The sequence below is a fragment of the Stenotrophomonas rhizophila genome (assembly GCF_007667275.1).
GTDB lineage: Bacteria > Pseudomonadota > Gammaproteobacteria > Xanthomonadales > Xanthomonadaceae > Stenotrophomonas > Stenotrophomonas maltophilia_AE.
In genome coordinates, this window is record NZ_VDQT01000002.1 from 165,850 (window position 1) to 186,770 (window position 20,921).

At 68.7% G+C, this 20,921-nt stretch carries 19 protein-coding genes; 9 read left to right on the forward strand and 10 right to left on the reverse strand.

The window, feature by feature from the left end; genetic code table 11:
• Positions 1-106 precede the first annotated feature (106 nt).
• The 4 genes from FSZ13_RS06890 to FSZ13_RS06905 all read left to right on the forward strand — a co-directional run bounded on the left by FSZ13_RS06890 (position 107) and on the right by FSZ13_RS06905 (position 2,658).
• On the forward strand, positions 107-355 hold the full coding sequence (locus FSZ13_RS06890) for a hypothetical protein (RefSeq protein WP_145478760.1): 249 nt from the start codon (positions 107-109) through the stop codon (positions 353-355).
• A gap of 69 nt (positions 356-424) precedes the next feature.
• Positions 425-1,342, forward strand: coding sequence for a bestrophin family protein (locus FSZ13_RS06895; protein WP_145478762.1), 918 nt, complete (start codon positions 425-427; stop codon positions 1,340-1,342).
• A 21-nt stretch (positions 1,343-1,363) separates the two neighbouring features.
• A complete protein-coding gene (gene hemB, locus FSZ13_RS06900) occupies positions 1,364-2,353 on the forward strand; it encodes a porphobilinogen synthase (protein WP_145478764.1) in 990 nt (329 codons plus the stop codon).
• A 35-nt stretch (positions 2,354-2,388) separates the two neighbouring features.
• Positions 2,389-2,658: an SHOCT domain-containing protein gene (locus FSZ13_RS06905; RefSeq protein WP_145478766.1), complete on the forward strand. Its 270-nt coding sequence runs from the start codon at positions 2,389-2,391 to the stop codon at positions 2,656-2,658.
• Positions 2,659-2,821: 163 nt separating this feature from the next.
• Here FSZ13_RS06905 and FSZ13_RS06910 read toward each other — a convergent pair whose 3' ends face one another.
• Positions 2,822-3,715 carry a PD40 domain-containing protein gene (locus FSZ13_RS06910; protein WP_145478767.1) on the reverse strand — a complete coding sequence of 298 codons (894 nt, stop codon included), beginning with the start codon at positions 3,713-3,715 and terminating at the stop codon, positions 2,822-2,824.
• 53 nt (positions 3,716-3,768) lie between these two features.
• Between FSZ13_RS06910 and aroE the strand changes: the two genes are divergently transcribed.
• The 3 genes from aroE (at position 3,769) to dinG (ending at position 7,189) form a co-directional block, all read left to right on the forward strand.
• A complete protein-coding gene (gene aroE, locus FSZ13_RS06915) occupies positions 3,769-4,611 on the forward strand; it encodes a shikimate dehydrogenase (protein ID WP_145478777.1) in 843 nt (280 codons plus the stop codon).
• A gap of 8 nt (positions 4,612-4,619) precedes the next feature.
• On the forward strand, positions 4,620-4,964 hold the full coding sequence (locus tag FSZ13_RS06920; RefSeq protein WP_145478779.1) for a hypothetical protein: 345 nt from the start codon (positions 4,620-4,622) through the stop codon (positions 4,962-4,964).
• Positions 4,965-5,086: 122 nt separating this feature from the next.
• Positions 5,087-7,189 (forward strand): ATP-dependent DNA helicase DinG, encoded by a 2,103-nt coding sequence (gene dinG, locus FSZ13_RS06925; protein ID WP_145478781.1) that lies wholly within the window; start codon positions 5,087-5,089, stop codon positions 7,187-7,189.
• 222 nt (positions 7,190-7,411) lie between these two features.
• On the opposite strand, the gene ilvD is transcribed toward dinG, so the two are convergent.
• On the reverse strand, positions 7,412-9,244 hold the full coding sequence (ilvD, locus tag FSZ13_RS06930) for a dihydroxy-acid dehydratase (protein ID WP_145478783.1): 1,833 nt from the start codon (positions 9,242-9,244) through the stop codon (positions 7,412-7,414).
• Between the two features lie 190 nt (positions 9,245-9,434).
• Between ilvD and FSZ13_RS06935 the strand changes: the two genes are divergently transcribed.
• Both FSZ13_RS06935 and FSZ13_RS06940 read left to right on the forward strand, forming a co-directional pair.
• A complete protein-coding gene (locus FSZ13_RS06935) occupies positions 9,435-10,001 on the forward strand; it encodes a DUF1190 domain-containing protein (protein ID WP_145478785.1) in 567 nt (188 codons plus the stop codon).
• A gap of 4 nt (positions 10,002-10,005) precedes the next feature.
• A complete protein-coding gene (locus FSZ13_RS06940; protein ID WP_145478787.1) occupies positions 10,006-11,184 on the forward strand; it encodes a glutathionylspermidine synthase family protein in 1,179 nt (392 codons plus the stop codon).
• Positions 11,185-11,294: 110 nt separating this feature from the next.
• On the opposite strand, the gene FSZ13_RS06945 is transcribed toward FSZ13_RS06940, so the two are convergent.
• The 8 genes from FSZ13_RS06945 to mnmG all read right to left on the reverse strand — a co-directional run bounded on the left by FSZ13_RS06945 (position 11,295) and on the right by mnmG (position 20,591).
• Complete coding sequence (locus FSZ13_RS06945) at positions 11,295-12,593, reverse strand: DUF58 domain-containing protein (protein WP_145478789.1); 1,299 nt, start codon at positions 12,591-12,593, stop codon at positions 11,295-11,297.
• Positions 12,590-13,591: an AAA family ATPase gene (locus FSZ13_RS06950; RefSeq protein ID WP_145478790.1), complete on the reverse strand. Its 1,002-nt coding sequence runs from the start codon at positions 13,589-13,591 to the stop codon at positions 12,590-12,592. Before FSZ13_RS06950 ends, FSZ13_RS06945 begins: the two co-directional genes overlap by 4 nt.
• Entirely contained in the window at positions 13,588-14,763 is a 1,176-nt protein-coding gene (locus FSZ13_RS06955) for a DUF4350 domain-containing protein (protein ID WP_145478792.1), read from the reverse strand. The genes FSZ13_RS06950 and FSZ13_RS06955 overlap by 4 nt, the downstream gene beginning before the upstream one ends.
• Positions 14,760-16,364: a DUF4129 domain-containing protein gene (locus FSZ13_RS06960; RefSeq protein ID WP_145478794.1), complete on the reverse strand. Its 1,605-nt coding sequence runs from the start codon at positions 16,362-16,364 to the stop codon at positions 14,760-14,762. Before FSZ13_RS06960 ends, FSZ13_RS06955 begins: the two co-directional genes overlap by 4 nt.
• The gene (locus FSZ13_RS06965; RefSeq protein ID WP_145478795.1) at positions 16,354-17,346 is read right to left on the reverse strand and encodes a stage II sporulation protein M; all 993 of its coding nucleotides are present in this window, start codon (positions 17,344-17,346) and stop codon (positions 16,354-16,356) included. Before FSZ13_RS06965 ends, FSZ13_RS06960 begins: the two co-directional genes overlap by 11 nt.
• Positions 17,343-18,032, reverse strand: coding sequence for an RDD family protein (locus FSZ13_RS06970; protein WP_145478797.1), 690 nt, complete (start codon positions 18,030-18,032; stop codon positions 17,343-17,345). Before FSZ13_RS06970 ends, FSZ13_RS06965 begins: the two co-directional genes overlap by 4 nt.
• A gap of 86 nt (positions 18,033-18,118) precedes the next feature.
• Positions 18,119-18,652 carry a gamma carbonic anhydrase family protein gene (locus tag FSZ13_RS06975; protein ID WP_145478799.1) on the reverse strand — a complete coding sequence of 178 codons (534 nt, stop codon included), beginning with the start codon at positions 18,650-18,652 and terminating at the stop codon, positions 18,119-18,121.
• Positions 18,653-18,701: 49 nt separating this feature from the next.
• Complete coding sequence (mnmG, locus tag FSZ13_RS06980) at positions 18,702-20,591, reverse strand: tRNA uridine-5-carboxymethylaminomethyl(34) synthesis enzyme MnmG (RefSeq protein ID WP_145478801.1); 1,890 nt, start codon at positions 20,589-20,591, stop codon at positions 18,702-18,704.
• Positions 20,592-20,921 lie beyond the last annotated feature (330 nt).

Sequence of the window (20,921 nt, forward strand, 5' to 3'; positions counted from 1 at the left end):
CCGCCGCAGTGAGCCTGCCGCATCCCGTTCTTGCCGCCGCCATCACGCGCCGCTGGCGGCGTGGTCGCTACGCTGCCGCGAGCATTTTCAGGAAGGGGAAAGGGGCATGGGACTGATCAGTCTGCTGTGGGGCGTGCTGGCGCTGTTGTGGATGATCCTGGCGCTGATACCGCTGCTGGGCTGGGGCAACTGGTTCCTGATCCCGTTTGCCGCAGTGGGCGCGGTGATCGGCGCGCTGGGCATCCTGTTCACCCACCCGACCAAGCGCGGCCGCGCCTGGACCGGCCTGCTGCTGAATGCCGTGGTGGTCGTGGTGGGAATCGTGCGGTTGTCGCTGGGCGGTGGGGTCATCTGACAGGCCTGCGTGCGACGTAGGGTCGCACTGGCGAAGGTGTCGCAGGCAAGGGCGTAGAATGCCTGCCCCATGATCATTCGTCCCCGCCCCCACGGCTGGCAGCTGCTGTACATCCTGCGCGGCTCCATCGTGCCTGCCATCGCGCCCAAGGTGGCGGCGATCTTCGTGCTCGCCGTCGCCGTGGCGGCTTTCGCCGAATTCGCCCACCCGCCCGGCATCGAGCGGGTCTCGGTGGCGCCGTTCACCCTGCTCGGGCTGGTGCTGTCGATCTTCCTCAGCTTCCGCAACAACGCCTGCTTCGACCGCTGGTGGGAAGCGCGCAAGCTCTGGGGCCAGCTCATCTATGAGCTGCGCAGCCTGGCGCGGCTGTGCAGCACGCTGCTGGCCGGACAGCCGGCGCGTGCCGACCGCATCAGTCGCCTGGGGATCGGGTTCGCGCATGCGCTGGCCGCCCGCCTGCGTGGGCAGGACGCCGCGCTGGCCGGGCTGCCGTGGGTGCCGGAGGCCGACCGGGACCGCTATGCGCAGCGCCAGAACGTACCCGACCAGCTGCTGGCGATGATCGCGGCGGAAACCACGGCGGCGCTGCGCGCCGGCGACATCGACAGCATCCTGTTTTCCCAGTTCGAAGCCCGCCTGCATGCGCTGTCCAGCGTCCAGGCCGGCTGCGAGCGGATCCTGCTGACCCCCCTTCCATTCGCCTACACCCTGCTGCTGCACCGCTGCGCGTGGATGTTCTGCGTGCTGCTTCCGTTCGGCCTGGCCAGTTCGCTGGGCTGGGCCACCCCGGTGGTGTCGGCGGTGCTGGCCTATGCCTTCTTCGGGCTGGACCAGCTGGGCGAAGAGATGGAAGAGCCGTTCGGACTGGAACCGAACGACCTGCCGCTGGATGCGATGGTGCGCACCATCGAAATCGACCTGCTCGACAGCCTGGGCGTGCGCCCGCTGCCGGAGCCCCTGCAACCGCAGCGCTACCTGCTGCAGTAACCCACCCCGTTGGAGCATTCCATGGCCCACCCCGACTATCGCCCCCGCCGCATGCGCCACGACGAGTTCTCGCGCCGGCTGATGCGCGAGAACACGCTGACCACCGACGACCTGATCTACCCGGTGTTCGTGCACGAACTGGCCGGGCGCGCGCCGGTGGCGTCGATGCCGGGCGTGGAACGCCTGTCCATCGATGAGCTGCTGAAAGTGGCCGAAGAAGCGCTGGAGCTGGGCATTCCGGTGATCGACCTGTTCCCGGTGATCGACCCGGCCGGCAAATCGCTGGATGCCGCCGCGGCGTGGGATGAAAACGGTCTGGCGCAGCGTGCGATCCGCGCGCTGAAGTCGCGTTTCCCCGAGCTGGGGGTGATGACCGACGTGGCACTGGACCCGTACACCACGCACGGCCAGGACGGGATCATCGACGACAAGGGCTATGTGCTCAACGACATCACCGTGGCCGCGCTGGTGAAGCAGTCGCTGTCGCATGCCGAGGCCGGGGTGGACATCATCTCGCCGTCGGACATGATGGACGGCCGCATCGGCGCGATCCGCCGTGCGCTGGACGCCCAGAAGCACGTCAACGTGCGCATCATGGCGTACTCGGCCAAGTACGCCTCGGCGTTCTACGGTCCGTTCCGCGACGCGGTGGGCAGCTCGGCCAGCCTCGGCAAGGCCGACAAGAAGACCTACCAGATGGATCCGGCCAACGGCGACGAGGCCATGCGCGAAATCGCGCTGGACCTGGAGGAGGGCGCGGACATGGTGATGGTCAAGCCGGGCATGCCCTACCTGGACCTGGTGCGGCGGGTGAAGCAGCAGTTCGGCGTGCCGACCTTCGCGTACCAGGTCAGCGGCGAGTACGCGATGATGAAGGCGGCCTTCGCCAATGGCTGGCTGGACGAACGCGCCTGCGTGCTGGAGTCGCTGATCGGTTTCAAGCGGGCCGGCGCCGACGGCGTGCTGACCTATTTCGCCCCGCAGGTGGCGCGTTGGCTGCGCGAGCGCTGACAATACCCGCCATTACGTACAACAGGACGACGACGATGCAGACGATGGGATGGGTGCAGTGGCTGACCTGGGGCACCGGGGTCACCGTCTTCGCGGTGGTGATCGCCCTGATCATCCGCAGCGCGGTGCGTGCCTCCCGGCGCGCGCCGGAACAGCCGTCGGCCGCTGCCCGCCTGGCCCGCGAAGCCAACCTGTCGCCCACGGTGCAGGCCGAACTGGCCGCGCTGAACCAGCGCAAGGACAACGGCGAGATCAGCGAAGCCGAGTACGAACAGCAGCGCGCCGCGCTGCTGCGCGCGCACTGAACACCGCCGCACCGGCCGGGTGTGCCCGCACCGGATGTCGATGCACCGGCGGGTAGGGTCGGTTCCCAAACGACCGCCGATGGCAGTGATCGGCGCTGGGACGCATGACCTTCGCCGGAGGCGCTTCTCCGTCACAGGTCATGCCCTACCGCGGTGACCAACGTTATCGGCGGTCGATAGGGATGCGACCCTGCCGGCATCCAGTCACTGCGGGCGTCCGCAATCTATACAGATCCAACCCGCCCGCCCTGGGCGACCGCGCCTGCCCGGCCACCACCACCTCGCTGGGCTTGGACGCATCCACCACCGGCGCGCCGGTCTGCCCGTCGGCGGTATTGAACGACAGCCCTAGCGGCACCGCCGCCGTGCCGTAATCGCAGCCCACCTGCCATACCTGCGAATGCCCATCCGCCAAGCGGGTGAACAACAGCGCCCCGCCCGTGCCCAGCCAATCGCCCCCCAGCTCATCGGCCGCGCTGTTGAGCGGTGCCGGTAGTGCCACGACCTCCGCTACGTCGCTGCCCCGCACTGCGGCGCGATACAGGTCGAATCCGCCCTGGCCACCCTTGCCATTGCGCGCGAACAGCAGCGCCTGCCCATCGGCGCGCAGCGCAGGCCGACGCTCATCGGCGCGGGTGTTGATCGCCTCCGGCAGCGCCGTCACGGGGCCCGCCCCACCGTCGGCCAGCACCGCCACCCGGTACAGGTCGAAGCCACCGCGCCCGCCGGCGCGGTTGGAGGCAAACCACAGCGTGGTCCCGTCATGGCTGAAAAAGGGGTCGGTCTCGTCGCCCGCCGTGTTCAAGGCCAGCGGCGCCGGATCCTGCCAGCGCCCGTCGCGCAGCCGGGCCTGCCACAGGTCCCAGCCGCCGGCGCCGCCCGGCCGGTCGCTGGCCCACACGATGCGCTGCCCGTCCGGGGAAATCGTGGCCTGGGCCTCGTTGGCCTTGGTCGAGACCACGCCCATGCCTTCGATGCCGAATTCGGAAAGCGCCATCGCGCCCGGTGCGGAGAGTAAACTCACGCTCAGCGCGAGCAGAGACAAGGGAGTGCGCATCGTCGCTTCCATTGGGGTTCGTGTTTCAATCCAGGCCGGAGTTTAAGACACCCATGACCGCCCGTTACGCCGTATTCGGCCAGCCCATCGCCCACTCGCTGTCGCCGTACATCCACGCCGAGTTCGCCCGCCAGGAAGACATCGCGCTGGACTACCAGGCCATTGAAGCCAGTGCCGCGCAGTTCCCGGCCGTGCTGGAGGCGTTCGCCGCCGACGGCGGCATGGGTGCCAACGTGACCGCGCCGCTCAAGGAAGTCGCCTTCGCGCTGTGCAGCACCTTCACCTCGCGGGCCAAGTTGGCCGGTTCGGTCAACACCCTGCTGCGCAAGGGCGACAGCTGGCACGGCGATACCACCGACGGCGTCGGCCTGGTGCGCGACCTCACCGAACGGCACCTGCTGGACCTGCGTGGTCGCCGCGTGCTGCTGCTCGGCGCCGGTGGCTCGGCGCGCAGCGTTGCCCCGGCCCTTCTGGACGCCGGCATCCTCGAGCTCATGGTGGTCAACCGCACCTCCGAACGCGCAGACGAGCTGGTGGACGCCATCGGTGAGCCGAACCGCGCCAAGACCCGCCACTGGGAAGACCTGGATGCCCTTGGCGATTTCGAACTGATCGTCAATGCCACCTCCGCCGGCCGCGATCCCACGGCCAACTTCGTACTGCCGATGTCGCTGGTCAACAGCATGACCACCGCAGTGGACCTGAACTACGGCGAGGCTGCCATTGCCTTCCTGGCGTGGGCGCGCGCAATGGGCTGCCGCAACACTGTCGACGGCCTGGGCATGCTGGTCGAGCAGGCCGCCACCAGTTTCCAGCAGTGGCATGAAACGCGCCCGGCAACCGACGAGGTCTACGCAAAACTGCGCGAGCGTGCTGCGCTGGCGGCGGCGGAATGAACGCCAGCATGGATCTCCTGCTCAGCCTGCTGGGCATGGCCGCCATACGCCTGCCGGTGCTGATCGCGCTGGGCATTTCCCTGGTCTGGGTGGTGGACACCCCGCGCGGGGCCATCCGCACCGTTGCGCTGTGGGCGCTGGGCCTGCTGGCGGTCGCAACGCTGGCCGGGCTGGCCCTGAACATCGTGCCGGTCTGGCTGGTCGAAACCGGCAACTATGGCAACGTCCAGGCGCTGTCGTGGTGGCTGGGTGGCGGCCACTTCCTGTTGGGCATCGTCGAGGCGCTGGGCACCGTGCTGCTGGTCTGGGCCATGACCCGCGCGCTGCGCAACCGCGCCCGCCCCGCCGCCTGAGCGCAGGCCAGGGGCATCGCGGTACCCGGTCACGGATCTGAACCGACGCGGAAAACCCTGCGTCGGTTACGGTCCCCGGACGTGAGAAAATACCCGCCTGATCCAGGCAGGACCCTCACGGCGTGACCGAAAAAGTTGAAGCCCCGCGCGCGCTGAACGACGAGCTCAAGACCGTCATCCGCGATGCCTACGCCAAGCTGCAGGCCAATACCCCCGGCTTCAGCACGCGGCGTTCGCAGAGCCAGATGATCGGCGTGGTCTCGCGTGCGCTGTCGCAGAGCGGCGGCGTCGGCGTGGTCGAGGCCCCGACCGGGGTCGGCAAGAGCCTGGGCTACCTCACCGCCGGGGTGCCGATCGCCCTGGCCACGAAGAAGAAGCTGGTGATCAGCACCGGCACCGTGGCGCTGCAGTCGCAGCTGGTCGAGCGCGACATTCCCAATTTCCTAAAGGCCACCGGCCTGGAGGCCACCGTGGCCCTGGCCAAGGGCCGCACCCGCTACCTGTGCACCCGCAATGCCGCCGAGGCGCATGGCGACGGCGCCCAGGAGGGCATGTTCGAAGACGAGCAGCCGCTGTTCGACCGGCCGCTGGCGCCGATCGAAATGGACCTGGCGCAGAAGCTCGGCAAGGACTTCGTCGAGGGGCGCTGGAACGGCGACCTGGACAACGCGCCCGACACCATCAGCCCGTCGCTGCGCTCGCGCATCACCACCCCGGCCTCCGGCTGTGCCGGGCGCAAGTGCGCCTACTCCGCCCAGTGCGCGGTGCTGCGTGCGCGCAACACCGTGCGCGACGCACAGATCGTGGTCACCAATCACGCCCTGCTGCTGTCGGCGCTGTCCATTGGCGAAAGCGATAATGGCCAACCGCTTATCGCGCCGCCGTCGGACATGCTGCTGGTGCTCGACGAAGGCCACCACATCGGCAACGTGGCCATCGACCAGGGCGCGGCCAGCCTGGCCCTGGACGACATGGCCAAGCGCACCGGGCGCCTGCAGATCGTGATCGCGGCCGCCTACCGCGCGGTGGGCAAGGACAAGCTGGGCAACCTGCTGCCCAACGAGGCGATCGACGTCGCCGCGCGGGTCAGCAAGCAGCTGCGCGCCTTCCGCGACGTGGTCGAGCGCAGCTGGCAGCCCGATCCCAGCGCGCAGGAGCCGATGTGGCGCGCACCGAACGGACGCCTGCCGGAGATCTGGATGGCCGACATTGAGGCGTTGGCCGACGACACCCGCGCGCTGTTCAACTGGGCCCACGCCGCGCAGTCGCAGGTGGCCAAGGGCAAGCCCGAAGATGCCGCGCGCGAGCGCCTGCAGCGCACCTTGGGCATGGCGCTGGAAATGATCGAACAGCAGCACAACCTGTGGACCGCCTGGCGCCGCGAAGACAAGGAAGGCCAGCCGCCGTTCGCGCGCTGGGTGACGCTGTCGCGCGATGGCGACCTGATCCTGCACGGCTCGCCGGTGTCGGCCGCCAGCGTGCTGCGCAAGCTGCTGTGGGACGAAGTGGATTCGGTGGTGATGACCTCGGCCACGCTCACCGGCGGCGGCGACTTCCAGGCGCTGGCGATCGACAACGGCATTCCGCCCGAGGCCGAAATGGTCTCGCTGGCCTCGCCGTTCGACCTGCCCAACCAGGCCGAGCTGATCGTGCCCAACTTCCCGGTGACCCCGGATGATCGCGACCGGCACCCGAAGGAGGTGGCCAAGTACCTGGTGAAGGAGCTGGACTGGAACAAGGGCAGCATCGTCCTGTTCACCTCGCGCTGGAAGATGGAAAAGGTGGCCGAGCTGATGCCCGCCGCGCAGCGGAAGCAGGTGCTGGTGCAGGGCGAAACCGCCAAGCAGAAGATGATCGACGAACACCTGCGGCGCACCTCGGCCGGCGAGGGCTCGGTGCTGTTCGGCCTGAACTCGTTCGGCGAAGGCCTGGATCTACCGGGCGAGGCCTGCACCACGGTGGTGATCACCCAGGTGCCGTTCGCGGTGCCGACCGACCCGCAGACCTCCACCCTGAGCGAATGGTTCGAGAGCCGTGGCTTGAACGCGTTCAACCTGATTGCGGTGCCGCACGCGCTGCGCACGCTGACCCAGTTCGCAGGGCGGTTGATCCGCACCTCCACCGACACCGGCCGCGTGATCATCCTCGACTCGCGCCTGATCAGCCGCCGCTACGGCAAGCGCATCATCGACGCGTTGCCGCCGTTCAAGCGGGTTATCGGCTGATCGGCCGTCTCCACGGGATGCCGCCAGGCAAGGTAGGGTCGGTTCCCAAACGACCGCCGATAACGCTGATCGGCACTGGGACGCATGATCTTCACCGGAGAGGCTTCTCCGTCACGGTTCATGCCCCATCGCGCTGCCGCACATCAACGGCGGTCGATAGGGATGCGACCCAGCGTACCGGACTGGCCGCCGTAGAGCCACGCCCTGCGTGGCTGCGCGGACTCAAAGTCTGCCCAGATCCCGCACCGCGCCCTTGTCGGCACTGGTGGCCAACAACGCATAGGCCTTGAGCGCCCCGGTCACCTTGCGCGGGCGTGCCTCACGCGGTTTCCAGCCCAAGGCATCCTGCTCCGCACGCCGCACCGCCAACGTCGCTTCATCCACCAGCACATCGATCCGCCGCGCCGGAATATCGATCCGGATCCGGTCGCCATCGCGCACCAGCCCTATCGTGCCGCCCGCCGCCGCTTCCGGCGACGCATGCCCGATCGACAGCCCGGACGTTCCGCCCGAGAAGCGCCCATCGGTCAGCAGCGCACACTGCTTGCCCAGCCCCTTCGATTTCAGGTAACTGGTGGGGTACAGCATCTCCTGCATGCCCGGCCCACCGCGCGGGCCCTCATAGCGGATCACCACCACATCGCCCGCGCCCACCTCGTCGGCCAGGATGCCCTGAACTGCTGCATCCTGGCTCTCGAACACCTTCGCGTTGCCCTCGAACACATGGATGGACTCATCCACGCCGGCGGTCTTCACCACGCAGCCGTCTTCGGCCAGGTTGCCGCGCAGCACTGCCAGCCCGCCCTCGGCGGAATACGCGTTGGCCACATCGCGGATGCAGCCATCGGCCCGGTCCAGGTCCAGTGACGGCCAACGCGTAGCCTGGCTGAAAGCCACCTGGGTGGGAATGCCGGCCGGGCCGGCACTGAAGAATTCGTGCACGCCCGCATCGTCGGTCACCGCCACGTCCCAGCGCGCGATCGCGTCGGCCAGGGTGCGGCTGTGCACGGTGGGCACCCCGGTATGCAGCAGCCCGCCGCGCGCCAGCGAGCCGAGGATGGCAAACACACCACCGGCGCGGTGCACGTCCTCCATGTGGTACTTCGGCGTGTTCGGCGCCACCTTGCACAGCTGCGGCACGCGCCGCGACAGCGCATCGATCGCATGCAGGTCGAAGTCCACTTCCGCCTCCTGCGCGGCGGCCAGCAGGTGCAGGATGGTATTGGTGGAACCGCCCATGGCGATATCCAGCGTCATCGCGTTCTCGAACGCGGAACGCGTGGCAATGCCGCGCGGCAGCGCCGTGGCATCTTCGCCGCCATACCAGCGGTGGCAGAGCTCCACCACCAGCCGGCCGGCGCGGCGGAACAGCTGCTCACGGTCGGCGTGGGTGGCCAGAGTCGAGCCGTTGCCCGGCAGCGACAACCCCAACGCTTCGGTCAGGCAGTTCATCGAGTTGGCGGTGAACATGCCCGAACACGACCCGCAGGTGGGGCAGGCACTGCGCTCGTACTCGGCGACCTTTTCATCCGACGCACTGGCATCGGCGGCGATCACCATCGCATCCACCAGGTCCAGCTTGTGCTCGGCCAGTCGCGTCTTGCCCGCTTCCATCGGCCCGCCGGACACGAACACCACCGGAATGTTCAGCCGCAGCGCGGCCATCAGCATGCCCGGGGTGATCTTGTCGCAGTTGGAAATGCACACCAGCGCGTCGGCACAGTGCGCGTTGACCATGTACTCGACCGAGTCGGCGATGATCTCGCGGCTGGGCAGCGAATACAGCATGCCGTCATGGCCCATCGCGATGCCGTCGTCCACCGCGATGGTGTTGAACTCCTTGGCGACCCCGCCAACCTGTTCGATCTCCCGCGCCACCAGCTGGCCCAGGTCCTTGAGGTGGACGTGGCCGGGCACGAACTGGGTAAATGAATTGGCGATGGCGATGATCGGCTTGTGGAAGTCCGCATCGGTCATGCCGGTGGCGCGCCACAGCGCGCGGGCCCCGGCCATGTTGCGGCCGGCGGTGGAAGTACGGGAACGGTATTCAGGCATGGGGGCTGGCAGGATCTGGCGGGCCGTGGGGGCGCGTTGCCGTTCGATTCTGCCGAAAAAATCCGGTTGCGTTTGCAACCGACGCGGCTGGCCATCCTGAAACGCCGTTCATCTTTTCGCCTTTGCCGATTTTGGTTGTTGGCCCCGATCAGGCATGATTGAGGGGATACCGAAAGGGGGGCACACCGCCATGAAACGTTCCAGGACCACCGCACTGCTGCTGATGAGCGCCGCGCCGCTGCTGTTCACTGCCTGTTCCAAGCAGGAAAGCGTGCAGACGCAGGAGGGGCTGTACACCTCGGTGGAAGCCTGTACCGAAGCCACGGGCGACCCCTCCAGCTGCCGTACCGCCTTTGCCGAAGCGCAGAAGCAGTCGGCCGACGCGGCCCCCAAGTACGCCTCGCGTGCCGAATGCGAAGCCGAGTACAACGCCGAACAGTGCGTGGAACAGAAGACCTCCACCGGCCATTCGTTCATCGGGCCGATGATGATGGGCTTCTTCATGTCGCAGATGCTCAGCAACCGTGGCGGTGCCGGCCTGGCGCAGGCCCCGGCGGCGGCACCGGCTTACCAGGACAAGGCCAAGGGCTGGGCGCGCCCGGCCCCGGGCGGCAGCGGCGGCCTGAACACCGCCAGCGGCATCGGCGCCGGCAAGGCCGGGCTCGCCCCGGTCAACGCCACCCCGAACCGTGCGGTCACCGCAAGCCGTGGCGGCTTCGGCAACACCAGCAGCAGCCGCAGCAGCTACGGCGGCTGATCGGATGAAGCGTGTGCGTATCGACGAGCGCAGCCAGTGGCGCGCTCGTGCGGCCGAGTCCGGCTTCCGCTTCCACACCATCGACGGCCTGCCGTACTGGGATGAAACCGCCTACTACGCGTTCACCCTGCGCCAGATCGAAAACGACATCGAAGATCCCAGCGCGCAGCTGCATGCGATGGCCATGGACCTGGTCGACGAGGTGGTGCGCAGCGAGCAGCTGATGGACCAGCTGGCCATCCCGCCGGCGTTCCGCGACTGGATCGCCGACAGCTGGCGCCGCCGCGAGCCGCACCTGTATGGCCGGCTGGATTTCGCCTACGACGGTACCGGCCCGGCCAAGCTCTACGAGTTCAATTACGACACGCCGACCTCGCTGTTCGAGGCCGCGTTCTTCCAGTGGCAATGGCTGGAAGACCAGCGCAACCAGAACCGGTTGCCGCCGCAGGCCGACCAGTTCAACGCCATCCACGAAGCGCTGGTGGACCGTTTCGCCGAATTGAGCGCGCAGTTGCCACCGCCGCTGTACTTCAGTGCCGTGGGCGCCTCGGAAGAGGACCAGGGCACCGTGGCCTACCTGCGCGACTGCGCGGCGCAGGCCGGGCTGCGTGGCGAAGCGATCGCGATCGAAGACATCGGCCTGTCCGAGGATGGCCGGTTCACCGCGCTGGACGACACCGTCATCGGCAGCCTGTTCAAGCTGTATCCGCTGGAAGACCTGATGACCGAGTCGTTCGGGCAGGCGCTGCCCACCTCGGGCGTGCAGCTGCTGGAACCGGCGTGGAAGGCCATCCTGAGCAACAAGGGCGTGCTGCCGCTGCTGTGGCAGCGCCACCGGGGCCACCCGAACCTGCTGGCGGCCGAGTTCGACGACGGCAGCGCGCTGCCGGCCGGCTGGGTGCGCAAGCCGCTGTTCTCGCGCGAAGGCGCCAACGTGGCCATGCACCTGGCTGATGGCAGCTGGCAGGAAAGCGAAGGCCCGTACACCGGCCCGGCGATCCGCCAGGCCGCGCACCCGCTCACCGCGTTCGACGGCGGCTACCCGCTGATCGGCAGCTGGGTGGTGGGTGACCATGCCTGCGGCATGGGCATCCGCGAAGACGACAGCCGCATCACCCGCGACAGCGCCCGCTTCGTCCCGCACGCGATCATTGACGAAGCACCAACGCGCATCTACGTGTGACGGTGCAACGGCGTCACGACCACCGGTCGTGACCTACCGGCGGACACCGACCGGTAGATATCGACCGGTGGGTATCGACCGGTAGGTATCGACCGTTGGTCGATACTTGCCTACAGCAACCCGTCACGCTTGACGGCGAGATAGCGCTCCACCAGCGCACCTGGCAGCGCATCGGCAGTCACATCCAGCACCATCACCCGGTGGCTGCGCAGTGCTTCATGCGCGTCATTGCGCTGCTGCAGGTAACGCGCGATGGCACCGGCCTGGGTCGCGTCCTGCAGCGTTTCCACCTCCTGCTCCAACGCTACGTCCAGCTCGCGCTCGCGCAGGCTGGCCACGCACACCAGGTGCTGGCGCTGCAGCAGGCGCACCGCCACCAGCAGGTCTTCGATATCCTCATCGCGCACGTTGGTCACCAGCATCACCAGCGAACGCCGGCGCTGGCGCAGGCTCAGTTCGGTGGCGGCGGCCAGGTAATCGGTGGCCACCGGTTGCGCCTGCAGGTCGTAGCTGGCGCGCAGCAATGCGTCGATCGCGCCCATGCCACGCTGTGGCGCCACCCAGCGGCTCTCGCCACCGGCGGCGAACAGGCCCACGCCATCGCCTTGGCGCAGCGCCAGGTAGGACACCACCAGTGACGCGTTGAGCACGTGGTCGAAGTGCGACAGCCCGCCTTCGCTGGCCATCATGCGCCGACCGGTGTCGATCATCAGCACCAGCTGCTGGTTCTTTTCGTCCTGGTACTCGCGCGAAATCAGCTTGCGCGCGCGCGAGGTCGCCTTCCAGTCGATCTGGCGCAGGCTGTCGCCGATGCGGTACTCGCGCATCTGGTGGAAATCGGTGCCTTCGCCACGGCGGCGCTTGAGATGCGCACCGACCAGCCGCGAGGCCTGTTCGGCACTGAACAACGCGAAGCGGGTCAGCGGCGCGAAGTTGGGGTACACCCGCACGGTCAGCGCCGGCGGCAGCAGGCGCCGCTGGTGCCACATCCGCCATGGCGCATGCAGGCGCAGGTGCACGCCGTCGAACACGAAGCGACCGCGCGCGGTCGGGGTCAACGTGTACTCCACGCTGCTGGCCACCAGCGGCTTCAGCGTCAACGCGCGCGGCAGCCCTTGCAGCGTCCACGCACCGGGCAGCAGGTCGAACACCTCCACGCGCTGGCGGCGGCTGGATTCGAAGCGCAGCGTGGTCCGCCGCTCGACGTTCAGCGCCAACGCCTCGGGCAGTTCGCGCTGCACGGTGGGGGAGGGCTGCGCGCGCAGCCGCAGCAGGTCCACCAGTGCCAGCACGGCGATCACCGCTGCGGACGCCCACCACGCCGCCACCGGCAGCAGGCCGAACGCCACCGCCAGCCCGAGCAGCGCCCAGCCGACCAGCAGGATCAGCAGCAGCGGGCCTGGCCTCATTTGCGCGGCGCTTCCACCTTGGCCAGCAGCGCAGTCAACGCATCGTCGGCCGTCTGGCCTTCGATCTGCAGTTCCGGGGCCAGCGCGATGCGGTGGCGCAGCGCCGGGCGGGCGATCTCGCGCACGTCGTCGGGGGTGACGAAATCACGCCCGGCCAGCACCGCCTGCGCCCGCGCCGCGCGCACCAGCGCGATGCTGCCGCGTGGGCCGGCGCCCAGCGCGATGCCGGGGAAATGACGGGTGGCGGCCACGATGCGCACCGCGTAATCCACCACTTCAGGGTCCACCGTGATCGCGGCGGTCGCCTGCTGCAGCGCGATCACCTCGGCGGCGTTGAGCACGCGCGGCACCTGCGACAGATCGAAGTCGGACGCGCTGCGGCCGGTGGTGATCGCATCCACCATGCGCTTCTCGTCTTCCAGCGCCGGGTAGTCGATGATCACCTTGAGCAGGAAGCGGTCCAGCTGCGCTTCGGGCAGCGGGTAGGTACCTTCCTGTTCCACCGGGTTCTGCGTGGCCAGGGTCAGGAACGGCGGGGTCAGCGCGAACGCCTTGCCCTCGATGGTGACCTGGCCTTCCTGCATCACTTCCAGCAGCGCCGACTGGGTCTTGGCCGGGGCGCGGTTGATTTCGTCGGCCAGCAGCAGGTTGGTGAACACCGGGCCGCGACGGATCTTGAAGCTCTCCGACTTCGGGTCGTACACCGCATGCCCACTGACGTCGCTGGGCATCAGGTCCGGGGTGAACTGGACGCGCCCGTAATCCAGCTCCAGTGCCTGCGCCAGCGCACGTACCAGCAGGGTCTTGCCCAGCCCTGGCACGCCTTCGATCAGCACGTGGCCACCGGCCAGCAGCGCGATCAGGATCTGGTCGAGCACCTCGGGCTGGCCGATGAAGGCGCGGCCCACGGCATCGCGCACGGCATCGACGCGTTCGACCAGGCTCTGGACGGTCAGCGCGGGCGGGGACAACGGCGGCGGAGCGGAGTGATCGGTCATAGCAGGTTTCTCATCTGGATCAGCAGGCGGATGCGCTCACGCAGGGCCGCGACATCCTTCGATGGCGGCACCTGCAGGGCGGTCTGGACACGGGAATGCGGCCATTGCAGCAGGCTGGCGATGGCGTGCACCTGCGCCTCGCCGCTGAGCGCGGCGGCGGTGGGCGCACGCCGGCGCAGCCGCGCCAGGAAGGCGCGCCGCGTGGCGTCGTACAGCAGCGGTGCCTTGCCATAGCGCAGCAGGTGTTCGCCGCTGGCGCGCACATGTTCAAGCAGCGAGCGGCGCTCGGTGGCCGGCGCCGGCAACAGGCTGCCCAACCGCTGCGCGCGCTGCCACAGCCACGCCAGCAGGGCCAGCAGCAACGGCACCCACACCGGCCAACCTTGGTAGAAAATGCGCGACCACAGCGTGGGCGGGCGCGAACCGTAGACCAGCCAGAACGTGCCTTTCGCGTAGTTCGGCTCGAGCAGGTAGCGGGCCAGGTCGCGGTGGGCCAGGTCATGCAACCCGTCCGCCAGGCTGTCCTTGGGCTGGTCCGGATCGAACACGCGTGGCGTGCCCTTCAGGAACTCCATGTCCGACAGCACGCTGATGCGGCCCGAGCCTTTGTGCAGCCGCGCGAACACCAGGCCGTCCTCGTCGCCCCATTCGCGCTCGACGCGGATGCCGGCGGGCGGATCGACAGCGAAGCGCAGGCCCCTGCAGAATTCGGAATGTCCCGGGTCGTCGGCGACATGGAACGGCTTGCACGCGGCCTCGTAGTACGCGCTGTCCACGCCAAGTGCGTCCAGCAGCGGTCCCTGCACGGCGTTCTCGTCGCGGTAGGGTGGTGAGACGCGCAGCAGCAGGTGGCCGCCGGTGTCGACCCACGCCAGCAGCGCCTGCGCGGTAGGCGTGGGCAGGTCGGCACTGTCCTGCAACAACAGGACGGTGTCGCCAGGCTGCAGCCTCATGCGCGGCAGGTCGATGCGCGGGCTGGCATGCACGGTGCGGCCGTCGGCACGCAGCGCCTGGCCGAGCACGTACAGCGGGTTGTAGCTTGCTTCGCCCTGCGGCGGGAGGTGTTCGGTATGGGTGACCTTGTCATGCGTGCGCAGGAACACGATCGACAACGGCACGCCGATCAGCAGCATCACGCCCAGGACCAGCAGCCAGCGCAGCCGGGCGCTCATGCGCGCCACCGGAACTGCGATTGCAGGGTACTGGCCAGTTCATCGAAGTCCTCCGGCTCGGGCAGGCGGCCGCCGTAGGCGGCGTACTGCCAGACCCGCACCATGCGCGCGAACAGGGTGCGGTCGGCGTCGTCGGGCATGCGCCGCGACGCGCGCAGGCACTGCGCCTCGGTTGCGCCCGGTGGCAACACCACGCCGGCGCGTTCGCTCATCGACTCCACGCTGGCGCGATACAGCAGCGCCAGTGCCTGCCGCGGCCGTCCCTGCTGCCACAGGTCGCGCGCACGCGCGGCCGGATCCGGTGGCACCACCTCGGGCATCGTGACCGCTTCTTCCAGCACCGCACCGGGCGTGCTGCGCCTGCGCGCACCGGTACCGCGCAGCCAGCGCAGCCACCATGGCGCAGTGACCGCCAACAGCAGCACCAGCACGCCGACCAGGCCCCACAGCAGCCATTCGGCAACCTGCGCCGGCAGCCGCGGGCCCTTCGCGAAAGGATTGGCCTTCTCATCCTTGTCGCGCTCTTTCCGCTTCTTTTCCGCGTCGGTCTGCGTGCGCTCCCAACGACTGACCTGGCGTGTGGGGGTAACCAGCGGGTCCTCATAGGCGCGTTGCACGGCCTGGCGGAAGCCAGCGGTGTCCGGCGAGCCGCCGAAGATCACGGCGGCGGTATTGGACGGATCGTCGGCCGGCACCGCGTCAGCGTGTTCTTCTTCGTCGTCGCTGGCGTCGGTATCCGCATCGGCCGGTGCGGCGCACTGAGCTGCCTGCTCCGCTTCCTGTGCACGCAGCGCACCCATCGGCCAGCACAGCACCAGCGCCAGCACCAGCAGCGGCGCGGCCTGCTGCAGGCGATCACGCATGCGGCGGAACGCGATTTCCACGTCCCAGGCTTCCATTTCCGTGCGGCGGTTGAGGTACAGCGCGAAGCCGGCACCGGCGTAGAACGGCCCGATCAACGTGGCGGCCAGCCAGAACAGGGCATTCACCCCCAGCCGTGCCCACGCCGGCATATCCTCGCGCACCATCTCCCACGCCGCGCGCCACGAATCGGACAGCAGCTCCAGTGGAACGAACAGGAAGATCGCCGCGATGCAGCCGCTGACGATCACCAGCTCGAACAGCATGCACATCAGCGTGAGCAGCGCTGCATGCCCGAACGTGCCGCCGAGTACAGCGCGGCGGCGCACGCTGCGCTGGGACGCATCGCTGCCTTCCAGCAGGTTCACCGGCAGCAGCAGCGCGCGGAACGGACTGAAGCGGCGCCAGCCCAGGTAGCCCCAGAAGCCGCTCCAGCCCCAATGGCGCTGTGCGCGCAGGGTCTGCAGCGGGCGCGGTTCCTCGCCGAACACGCCGCGCGAGATCACATACAGGGCGATCCGGTCCGACACCGGCTTGAGCCACCACATCAGCAGCCAGGCCCAGCCGAATGCATCGGCCCACCAGGCCGCCGCATTGACGGCAACGAACAAAGGCAGCGACACGGCGATCACCGGCAGCCAGATCGCGCGCGCGTGGCGGCGTACCAGGGCGGTGCCGAGCTCCATGGCTTCCCATTCCGAACGGGCGCGCAGGGCGACGTCGAGCTGGTCAATCCGCATGACCGCTCCCCCGACCGCCGCGCCACAGCCACACGAACACCGCCGTCCACAGCACCGCCGCCACGCTGTACTTGCCCCAGGCCGGCACCTCGGCAATGGAAGACCAGAACGCTTCAATGAAGGCGGCGATCAGCAGCATCGCGGCAATGCCCAGGCAGAGCTTCGCGCCAATCACCCCGCCTTCGACCAGCGCATCGACGCGCCGCCGCCGGCCCGGCGCCAGGAGTTTCATCCCCAGCTGCAGCCCGGCGCCACCGGCGATGACGATCGCCGTCAGCTCGAATGCACCATGCCCGACCACGAAGCGCCAGAACGGATCGCCGTGGCCGATGTGCTGCAGGTGGCCGGCCGCGGCGCCGATGGTGAGCCCGTTGAAAAACAGCACCAGCACCGTGCCCAGCCCGGCCAGCAGGCCGCTGGCGAACGTGCGCAGGCCGATGCTGATGTTGTTCATGATGTAGTAGCCGAACATCATCCAGTCGGTGCCGCTGTCGCGGCCCAGGTGTGGCGAGGCCGGGTCGTACATGCGTTCCATCGACGCGATCTGCGCATTGTCCATCAGCAGGTGGACCAGCTCCGGGCGCCACTGGATCAGCGTGAAGCTGCCCAGCAGCGGAATCACGAACAGCGCGGTGGCCACCCACATGCTGCGTGCCTGGCCGCGCACCAGCAGCGGGAAGTCGGCCAGCAGGAACTCCAGCGCGCGACGCCAGCGGGGCGGCGGGGTGCGGTAGAGCACGCCATGGCCCTGCTGCATCAGCTGCTGCAGGTGTGCCACCAGCTGCGGGCTGTAGCCGCGCTTGCGCGCCAGCGCCAGCTGCTGGCACAGCCGCCGGTAACGCTGCGGGAAATCCTCGTCGTTGAGCGTGGTCGGGTCCGACGTCTGCCGGGCGTGCCGCGCGCGGTCGCCGCGCACGGCGAACCAGCGCTCCAGTGCCTGCCATTCCGCGTGGTAACGGGCGACGAACTGTTCCTGCCTCATCGACGCCCCAGCAGCCAGTTGGCCATCGCATACAGGCGCAGCACGCCAACCTGGCCGTGGCCGCCGCTGATCGGCGCGGCCACCTCGGCCAGTTCCTGCTGGCGCGGGCCGGACAGGCGCGGCGCGCGCTCGGCGAAGGCGATGATGGCCGCCTGTTCGGCCGGCTGCAGCGGTTGCGGCGGGGCCAGCACAGTGTCGATGGCGACCGTGGCCGACCGCGTCCGCGCGCTGTCGTGTACCACCACCGTGCCGGCCACCAGGTCGCCCAGGCGTCGGCCGCTGCGGTCGAACAGGCTCGACAGCAGGCCCAGCGCATAGCCGAACGGCAACATGTCCACGGTGCGCAGCAGGTTGCGGGTGATCGCCGCCATCCAGCCGATCGGCGCGCCGTCCTGGGCTACCACGCGCAGGCCGAGCACGCGCTTGCCCAGGGTGCGGCCCCAGCAGGCTTCCTGCACGATGGTGTAGGCCCACATCAGCAGGAACATCAGGCCCAGGTACAGGCCCTGGCCGAACTCGCCCAGCACGGCAAGCGGAATGCTGAGCAGCATCAGCGCGGCGACGCGGATGATGAAATCGATCGCCCAGGCCACCGCGCGCGGCACCGGTCCGGCGGCGGGCAGGTGCAGGGGCACGCCTTCGGGCGTGATCACCTCACGGTAGGTGTCCAGCATGGGCGCGCTCATGCGCGCACGTCCCTCCGGACGGCTGCCAACGGCATGCGGTTCTCGACTGCTTCCTGGGTCGGGCACCGACTGTACCGCGTGCGGGGTCACATTCCCAAGTACTTGTCCTTCAAGCGCACATAGTGGTCGGCCGAGTAGTGCAGCGACTCGATTTCCTGGTCGCTCAGCGTCCGCACCGGGCGTGCCGGGTTGCCCACCCACAGCTCGCCTTCGCCGACCACCTTGCCCGGCCCCACCACCGCACCGGCGCCGACGAAAGCGTGCCGGCTCACGGTGGCGCCATCAAGGATGCACGCCCCCATCCCGATCAGGCTGCACTCGCCGATCGTGCAGGCATGGATGATGGTGCCGTGGCCGACCGTGACGCCCTCACCGACCAGGGTGGGGTAGCCGCCCTTGTTGTACGGGCTGTGGTGGCTGACATGGATGATGGTGCCGTCCTGGATGTTGCTGCGCGCACCGATCCGCACATGGTTGACGTCGCCACGGATCACCGTGCCGGGCCACACCGACACATCATCCCCCAGCACCACGTCCCCGATGATCGTGCAGGCCGGATCGATCCAGGCGCGCTCGCCGACGACGGGGAAGGACTCCAGGAAGGGACGAAGGGGGGACATGGTGACGCTCCGTAAGGCAGGTCACCATGATACCGCCGGGGTGCGGGCCTCAGGCCACCCGGCTGCGCCGTGCGCGCTCCAGGTGCACCAGCAGCAGCGAGATCGCGGCCGGAGTCATGCCGGGGATACGCTGGGCCTGGCCGATGGTCTGCGGGCGCACCCGCTCCAGCTTCTGCTGCACTTCGGCCGACAGCCCGCGCACGCTGGCGTAGTCGAACGCGGCATCGATGGCGGTGTTCTCGTGGCGCTGCTGGCGCTCGATCTCGTCGCGCTGGCGGTCCAGGTAGCCGGCGTACTTGACCCCGATCTCGACCTGCTCGGCCACCTTGGCATCGGCCACGCCCGGACCCAGCGAAGCCACCTGCATGAGCTTGGCGTAATCCAGCTCCGGGCGCTTGATCAGGTCCAGCACATTGGTTTCGCGGCTGACCGCCACGCCCAGCGCGGCTTCCACTTCGCGGCCCAGCGCATTGGCCGGGGTCGCCCACAGCGCACGCAGGCGCGCCGATTCCCGTGCCACCGCCTCCTGCTTGGCCTGGAAGGCTGCCCAGCGCCGGTCGTCGACCACGCCCAGCTCACGGCCGATCCCGGTCAGGCGCACGTCGGCGTTGTCCTCGCGCAGCTGCAGCCGGTATTCGGCGCGGCTGGTGAACATGCGGTACGGCTCGGTGGTGCCGTGGGTGATCAGGTCATCGACCAGCACGCCCAGGTAGGCCTCGTCGCGGCGCGGGCACCAGCCCGCCTCATCGCGCACGCGGCGGGCGGCGTTGAGCCCGGCCAGCAGGCCCTGTGCCGCGGCTTCTTCATAGCCGGTGGTGCCGTTGATCTGGCCGGCGAAGAACAGCCCCGACACCGTCTTGGTCTCCAGCGTGTTGTTCAACCCGCGCGGATCGAAGAAGTCGTACTCGATGGCATAGCCCGGCCGCGTGATGTGCGCGTTCTCGAAGCCCCGGATGCTGCGCACCAGCGCCAGCTGCACGTCGAACGGCAGCGAGGTGGAAATGCCGTTGGGGTAGATCTCCACCACGTCCAACCCTTCGGGCTCGACGAAGATCTGGTGGCTGGCCTTTTCCGCAAAACGGACCACCTTGTCTTCGATGGACGGGCAGTAGCGCGGGCCGATGCCCTCGATCTGGCCGCTGTACAGCGGCGAGCGGTGCAGGGCGCTGCGGATGATCTCGTGGGTGTGTTCGCTGGTGTGGGTGATCCAGCAGCTCACCTGCGGCGGGTGCTCGTCGACGCTGCCCAGGAACGACATCACCGGGCGCGGATCGTCGCCGGGCTGCTCCTCCATCACGCTGTAATCCAGCGAACGGCCGTCGATGCGCGGCGGGGTGCCGGTCTTGAGCCGGTCGATCGCGAACGGACGCTCGCGCAGGCGCGCGGCCAGCGTGGTGGCCGGCGGGTCGCCCATGCGGCCGGCAGCGTACTGGGTCTGGCCGACATGGATCTTACCGGCCAGGAAGGTGCCGGCGGTCAGCACCACTGCCGGGGCATTGAACTGCAGCCCGGTCTGGGTGATGACGCCACGCACCGCATCGCCGTCGATGACCAGGTCATCCACGGCGGCCTGGAACACGGTCAGGTTCGCCTGCGCCTCGACCATGCCGCGGATGGCCATGCGGTACAGGTTGCGGTCGGCCTGGCAGCGGGTGGCGCGCACGGCCGGTCCCTTGGAGGCATTGAGGGTGCGCCACTGGATGCCGGCGCGGTCGGCGGCATGCGCCATGGCGCCGCCCAGCGCGTCGATCTCCTTGACCAGGTGGCCCTTGCCGATCCCGCCGATGGCCGGATTGCAGCTCATCGCGCCGATGGTCTCGACGTTGTGGGTCAGCAGCAGGGTACGCACGCCGCTACGGGCTGCGGCCAGCGCGGCTTCAGTGCCGGCATGGCCGCCGCCGATCACGATGACGTCGTAGCCGTAGAAAGAATCGGTCATGGGGGTGCTCTGGGCAGGGCCGGAACGGCCCGGATCAGCCCTGGGACAGGGCGCGGTGGACAATTTTAGCGCCGTTCGCGCCGTTTCCCTGAATGGGGGCATGCAAAAAAAATCGCGATTGCCCCTCAAGTTGGCACGTTATCTGCAGATAACCCAATAGCACCCAGGATGGCAGGCGCCGTGAGGCGTTACGGATCGGAATTGGAACAGGGGCCGATCCATGTGCATCCCGGGGAAGCAGAAGGGCCGGCAGTCGGGGGACTGTCGGCCCTGTTTTTTTTGCCGCGCCTGCGCCCGCAAACAAAAGGCCCCGCCATTGGCGGGGCCTTC